General features: G+C 54.3%; 7 protein-coding genes and 2 tRNA genes. 1 reads left to right on the top strand and 8 read right to left on the bottom strand.

Annotation, left to right across the window (positions count from 1 at the left end; translation table 11 throughout):
- Positions 1–123 precede the first annotated feature (123 nt).
- The 4 genes from HMPREF2845_RS01040 to HMPREF2845_RS01025 all read right to left on the bottom strand — a co-directional run bounded on the left by HMPREF2845_RS01040 (position 124) and on the right by HMPREF2845_RS01025 (position 2,617).
- Positions 124–558: a hypothetical protein gene (locus HMPREF2845_RS01040; RefSeq protein WP_070665899.1), complete on the bottom strand. Its 435-nt coding sequence runs from the start codon at positions 556–558 to the stop codon at positions 124–126.
- A 167-nt stretch (positions 559–725) separates the two neighbouring features.
- On the bottom strand, positions 726–1,370 hold the full coding sequence (locus HMPREF2845_RS01035) for a hypothetical protein (RefSeq protein WP_005504422.1): 645 nt from the start codon (positions 1,368–1,370) through the stop codon (positions 726–728).
- A 201-nt stretch (positions 1,371–1,571) separates the two neighbouring features.
- Positions 1,572–2,060 carry a hypothetical protein gene (locus tag HMPREF2845_RS01030; protein ID WP_005504421.1) on the bottom strand — a complete coding sequence of 163 codons (489 nt, stop codon included), beginning with the start codon at positions 2,058–2,060 and terminating at the stop codon, positions 1,572–1,574.
- A 209-nt stretch (positions 2,061–2,269) separates the two neighbouring features.
- Positions 2,270–2,617 carry a DUF4190 domain-containing protein gene (locus HMPREF2845_RS01025; protein ID WP_049346009.1) on the bottom strand — a complete coding sequence of 116 codons (348 nt, stop codon included), beginning with the start codon at positions 2,615–2,617 and terminating at the stop codon, positions 2,270–2,272.
- Positions 2,618–2,870: 253 nt separating this feature from the next.
- Here HMPREF2845_RS01025 and HMPREF2845_RS01020 point away from each other — a divergent pair.
- Positions 2,871–2,962, top strand: a tRNA-Ser gene (locus tag HMPREF2845_RS01020).
- 93 nt (positions 2,963–3,055) lie between these two features.
- On the opposite strand, the gene HMPREF2845_RS01015 is transcribed toward HMPREF2845_RS01020, so the two are convergent.
- The 4 genes from HMPREF2845_RS01015 to HMPREF2845_RS01000 form a co-directional block, all read right to left on the bottom strand.
- On the bottom strand, positions 3,056–3,601 hold the full coding sequence (locus HMPREF2845_RS01015; protein ID WP_005504419.1) for a SixA phosphatase family protein: 546 nt from the start codon (positions 3,599–3,601) through the stop codon (positions 3,056–3,058).
- A gap of 132 nt (positions 3,602–3,733) precedes the next feature.
- A complete protein-coding gene (locus tag HMPREF2845_RS01010) occupies positions 3,734–4,486 on the bottom strand; it encodes a winged helix-turn-helix domain-containing protein (RefSeq protein ID WP_049352307.1) in 753 nt (250 codons plus the stop codon).
- Between the two features lie 577 nt (positions 4,487–5,063).
- A complete protein-coding gene (upp, locus tag HMPREF2845_RS01005) occupies positions 5,064–5,702 on the bottom strand; it encodes a uracil phosphoribosyltransferase (protein WP_005507583.1) in 639 nt (212 codons plus the stop codon).
- 185 nt (positions 5,703–5,887) lie between these two features.
- Positions 5,888–5,974, bottom strand: a tRNA-Ser gene (locus tag HMPREF2845_RS01000).
- Positions 5,975–6,000: the final 26 nt, after the last annotated feature.

The raw sequence follows: 6,000 nt of genomic DNA, 5'->3' as shown, positions 1-6,000 counted from the left end.
GGGTAGCTGCGACATCGCATCCACAACCTTTCACATTCAACATTAGAGAAGTATTACCCCCTAGCCCCTCCCCTAATCCACTAGAACAAGAGGACACGCAGGCTCCCTGTGGAGTCGACATAGTTATATTCCGCCGGTCAGGACAATCAAGAACAATGCGACGATGATGGCGAAGGGAAGGGCAAAAATTACACCCGCCCAGCTGAGAATACGACCCGCTAGGGCAGGTACACCGTGCTGTTTCGCTACTCGCCCCTGCCAAATACCCAGGACGTTCAGCAACGGTGCAACAACAACTATCTGCAGACCACCACTGTCAAAATCGTGGACAAACAACCAGCACCCTAGAAAGAAAAATAGGAGGCCGAGGGCGCCGAAAAGCAGGGATACGTTCGCTGCCTTTTTACCGTCTTGTGCCCTTTGCTCGTCGGAAGGTTGCTTGCTCGCATGTTGCGTCCAATCGTCCGTGTTGTCAGCGTCAGACTGCGGGCTGCCATTTCCCTGGTAGAGCTTGGCATATTCGGGATTGTAATCAAAAACTTCATTATTTTGGGGCATCATAACCTTTCAATACCGGGCGTTATGCCCACCCTAGACTTTCCCCCACCAAGGGAACAAGTATGTCGAGCCGATTTCACCAAACATACGGCATACATACAGAAAAGCCCCGCACCTCAACGTGAGGAACGGGGCTTTTGCGTACCCTCCAATGAGGGTGAAAGTGTTTAGAAAAGTACCAGCATCTGCGCAGTCTCCACGAGCCTAGAATTTGCGGCAGAATCAGAAAGAGCCAGCATAATCGCCAGCAGCATACCGCCGCCAAAAAGCACCAGGAACATGCCACCAATGACTACGCTAATCCAGTTCAAGATACGCCCAGCCGAAGCAGCCGCGCCATAACGCTCTGCCTCGTTCGCCTTGAAAATACCGATAACACCCAGAATCAGGGAAGGCAGACCAAACAGCCACCAGCTGAGAGTCACTATACACGCCAAGCTGATAATACCCAGCACCGTGGAAGTCTGAGCAGCCTTCTCACCGGCAAGCTGCTCGGGGGTCTTCTGAACAATGCCAATAGGAACCATCATGGGCTGACCGTACTGGCCGGGCTGCTGGTACTGCTGACCGTACGGGTCGTACTGATTCTGACCATACGAGTCTTGACCGTACGAATTCTGACCGTACTGGTCATAAGAATACTGATCGTAGGAGCTCTGCCCGTACTGGCCGTAAGAACCCTGACCGTATTGGCCATACTGACCGTACTGAGTGTTCTGCCCGTACTGGCCGTTCTGGTTGTACTGCTCGTTCAGACGGTTGTAGTCCGGGTTGTAGTCGTAGGGGTCTGAACCCCGAGGATTCTGAGACATGGCATCTCACTTTCGTACGGCTGGTGTGTGTTAAACAGTATTCACCCTAACCTATCACCGAAACGGGTACAACTACATCTGTCGCACAAACCCGCGCAATACATTTTAAGAGGGCAGTAGAGTGCCAGCTGGTACGCGAAAGCCCCGCTCCTCAATACGAGAAACGGGGCTTTTATGTACCCTCTAGGAGGGCGAGACCTTTTAGAAGAGTGCCAGGGTGCTGACCAGCTCAGTAAAGTGGTTGGAAGAGGAAGAAGCAGCACCTGCCGCGCCGATAAGACCCAGCAGCAGGAAACCACCGATTACAACCAAGAATAGGCCACCAAAAGCTGCGTTAATCCAGCCCATGATGCGACCACCCGAAGCTGCAGTGCCAAAACGCTCAGCCTCATTAGCCTTCATAATGCCGATAACACCCATGATCAGCGAGGGCAGACCGAACAGCCACCAGCTAACAAAGAAGTTGCAGATCAGACCAATAATGCCGAGCACCATGGAGGTCTGACCAGCCTTCTCGCCAGCAAGCTGCTCGGGGGTCTTCTGAACAATGCCGACGGGCACCATCATGGGCTGACCGTACTGACCAGGCTGCTGGTACTGCTGCTGACCGTTCTGAGCGTTCTGCTCGTTCAGGTTGCCGTATTCCGGGTTGTAGTCGTAGGAGTTAGAGTCCTGCGGGTTCTGAGACATGTGGTCCCTCTTTCGTGTGAATGGTGTGTATTGAACCTTACTCACCCTAACCTATCGCTGAGGTGGGCACAAACGGATTCGTCATTCTGGAGCTATACGCACCATATATGCACTAATTAGAAAACTAATTAGGCACGCAAAAGCCCGCGTGCACACGGAGTACACGCGGGCTTCCTCAAATCATGAGGCTACTGCAGGTAGCTTCAATCTTACTGCTTTACAAAAATCTTCAGAGCGACCAGCAAAATAATACTGACGACACCCAGAACAGTACCGGCAATAGCCATACCGCGGTTCTTCAGCTCGGGGTTATTCATAGCCAGGCGGCCGGTCGCAATAGCTACAGCACCAAGGATGAAACCGAGGACAAAGAAGCTCACAATACCGCTCACCAGAGAGACAATCGACAGGGTCTTTGCCTTCTTCGCCTGAGCCTGCTGCTCAGGGGTCTGAACGGGCACACCGTAAGGAACCTGCTGATTGAACTGGGGTGCCTGCTGGCTAAACTGGGGGTCCTGGTTGAACTGGGGCTGGGGGTTGTTGGGGTTTTCAGACATGATTTCTCATTTCGTTGAGTAAATAAGACGACTCTGGCAACGCTGCATGGAAAAATCACACGCCAGAGACGCCCTCTATTTATCGGTCGGACGGTAGCAGTTTATCGAAAATGCTTATAAGCCTCAAAGCCTACAATCCATAGTCCGCCCTATAGAGCAACACACGCTCAGAGATATCCCCCAAGCGTGGGTCGAATTGACCAAGCGCAAAACAGCCTATATTCTTATAGGGATGCGCTCACGAGCGCACCGTGGAGACGTGCCAGAGCGGCCGAATGGACTTCACTGCTAATGAAGGGTCGGGGTTAAACTCGACCGGGGGTTCAAATCCCCCCGTCTCCGCCACAAAAAGCCCCGTACCGGCTGGTACGGGGCTTTTGCTTTACCCATTTCATTCAGGTACAAAGCCTAGAAAAACCTGGGCTAGAAACTCCTGGTCTAGAAGCTCTTGAAGTCCACGAGGCGCGCATCCGCACCATCAAGCAGAGCCCACTCCCCCGGCACCTCAAACACCGCAATGGAAGAGGGTGGGAAACCGTAATACACATCCATGGACGCGTTCGGGTCAGAATCAGGGCTCATCAGGCGCTGCGCGGCATCCTGCACGCCGGGCAGATGCGACACCACCATCAGAGAATGAACATTCTCCGAAACGCTGTTAATGCGCGCAATAATGCGGGACGCAGACACCTCATACAGCCCCTCATCCAGATGAGCAGTAGGCGCCTTCGCCCCCAAACCATCCGAAACCCAAGTAGTCGTCTGACGAGTGCGCAAAGCCGATGACGACATAATCTGCTCCGGAATATAACCGCGAGCCGCCAGCCAGGCGCCAGCAGCGGCAGCCTGCTCATGGCCGCGCTTCGTCAGCGGACGATCAAAATCGTTCAGACCCCAATCAGCCTCCGCATGGCGCATAATAATCAGACGCTTGACCCCGCTGCGGTGCGAGCCAGATGCAGTGTTGGAAGAATTTTCAGCCATACACCCATTCTATCTAGAGGGCGCCGGAACGTGCCGCACGCCGCCACAGCACGCACACTAACACCCCTAGGGGGCACAAGTAAACCCCGGCGCACCGGCATGACGCCAGCACACCGAGGTGCACTCTAAAAACTAGATTGAGTATTCCGGAGCAGCCCAGACAACAACCTCGGGGTGCTCAAAGAAGCGGTAACCCTGACCGCGCACCGTACGCACGGTACCCGACAGGCGGCCCAGCTTCGAACGCAGACGACGAATATGCACGTCAATCGTACGCTCATGCGGATGCTCGTCACCGGAGCTCCACAGCGCCTTCAGCAGCTCCTCACGACCCACGGTGCGGGAAGAATTCTCCACCAGGTGTGCCAGCAGCTCGAATTCCTTGAAGGTCAGCATGAGCGGCTCACCATCCAGGAACACCTCGCGACGTGCCAAATCAATCAGCACACCCGAAGAGTGGCTATTCGTGGTCTCTGCTTCGCGGGCGACATGCGCCTCCGGGTGCATGTACATCGCGGTCGGATCACCGAGCGCATTACGTACCACCTCAAGGTCGCTGCCCTCAGCGTTCACCGGAGCCAACGCCACAGCGGCGTACGACTCCGACTCGGGAGCCAGGTGGTGTGCATAAGTGCGCAAATCCTGAACGATACGCACCAGGGAGGTGCCGTTCGCTGCAGCAAGTTCCTCGTTCAAACCAACATAGAGCACAAAGCCGCGTGCCTCATTTTCCTGAGCCTGCTTATGGGCAGGGTCACCGGCTGAGAAAGTCATCGGACGCAACGTTGCGGCCTGCGCAGCGGGACGCTGAGGCTGCACGACCTGGCGCTTAGCGGCGCGGCCGCGCTGGGAGATGTGCACATATCCAGGTACAGCGCCTGACATGATTCAACCTTCTCTCAAAGTCTGTGTACGGGATCCCTGTCGTACGTAGTGTGGGGTGCGCCGGAAGTGACGCCGAGTCAAACAGTCCCCAATACCTGTTCGAGCTTCAATCCTCTTACTTAATATTTCTCCTATTTGACGGATAAATCAAGCGGATTCGGCATAGTGGATTCATCTTTATGGGCGAGAGGAGTACAATACCCCCTCTCGCGTTTTGGGGTTTCAGGGACTACCTGAAGCTTTCAGTATTTTTTCCTTATAAATATTCATAGCTTCTTTTATTTACTGGTTTCACCCTGTATTTTCATGTGAAGCTGTGAATATGCTCAATATATTTTAAGCCCCTCAAAGCACTATAGTGTTCCTCATCACATATTATCAAGGGTGTTTCATAAACCCACACAAGCGCCCAACAACACCATAAACGCCCAAGACAGCAGACCGTTAGACACACATCCCCCAACACCACACCATATGACCTGCACACGGCCTCCAGCAGACACAACAAAGCGCCCCCGCACATGCTTAAACATATGCAGAGGCGCCCCACTCACATCACGTGAATAACGCTGAAAAACTACTCAGCCAGACCGTACAGGCGGTCACCAGCATCGCCCAGACCCGGAATAATGTACGCCTTCTCGTTCAGACGCTCATCACGAGCAGCCAGGAACAGGTCAACATTCTCCATACCCTCAATGCCCTTCTCCAGAGCAGCAATGCCCTCAGGAGCAGCAATCAGGCACACGCACGTCACAGACTCAGCACCACGCTCACGCAGGAACTTAATGGCCTCAATCAGAGTGCCACCGGTAGCCAGCATCGGGTCCAGCAGGTACACCTGACGACCAGTCAGGTCCTCCGGCAGACGCTCAGCATACGTCACAATATCCAGGGTCTCCTCATTACGAGCCATACCCAGGAAACCCACCTCAGCGGTCGGAACCAGACGGGTCATACCCTCCAGCATGCCCAGACCAGCACGCAGAATCGGAACAACCAGCGGCTTCGGATCAGCAATACGAACACCGGTAGTAGTCGCCACCGGAGTCACAACCTCAACCTCTTCCACACGAATCTCGCGAGTCGCCTCATAGGCAAGAAGGGTCACCAGCTCATCAACCAGCTGACGGAAAATCGGGGACGGGGTGTTCTTATCACGCAGAACACTAATCTTGTGAGAGACCAGCGGGTGGTCAAGAATCTTAATACGCATAATACGATTTTACCCACCCCCAAATCAGCAAGCACCGGCAAAGCCCCGGAAGTGGCACACACCCTATAAAACGAGGCGAAGTACCCCCGCACAAACACCCCCCAACACCCCCGCCAGCAGCACCCCAGAACAATCCGGGCATGCAAAAACCCGCCGAGACGAATCTCGACGGGTTTTCGTTGGTGCGGTGGTGGAGGGATTTGAACCCCCGTTGGCTTTTACACCAAACATCATTTCGAGTGATGCACCTTCGGCCGCTCGGACACACCACCAACAGTGGAAAACTATAGCACACCCC

This window comes from Rothia sp. HMSC065B04, assembly GCF_001812285.1.
Classification (GTDB): domain Bacteria; phylum Actinomycetota; class Actinomycetes; order Actinomycetales; family Micrococcaceae; genus Rothia; species Rothia mucilaginosa.
This window is presented reverse-complemented; position numbering and strand designations above follow the sequence as displayed.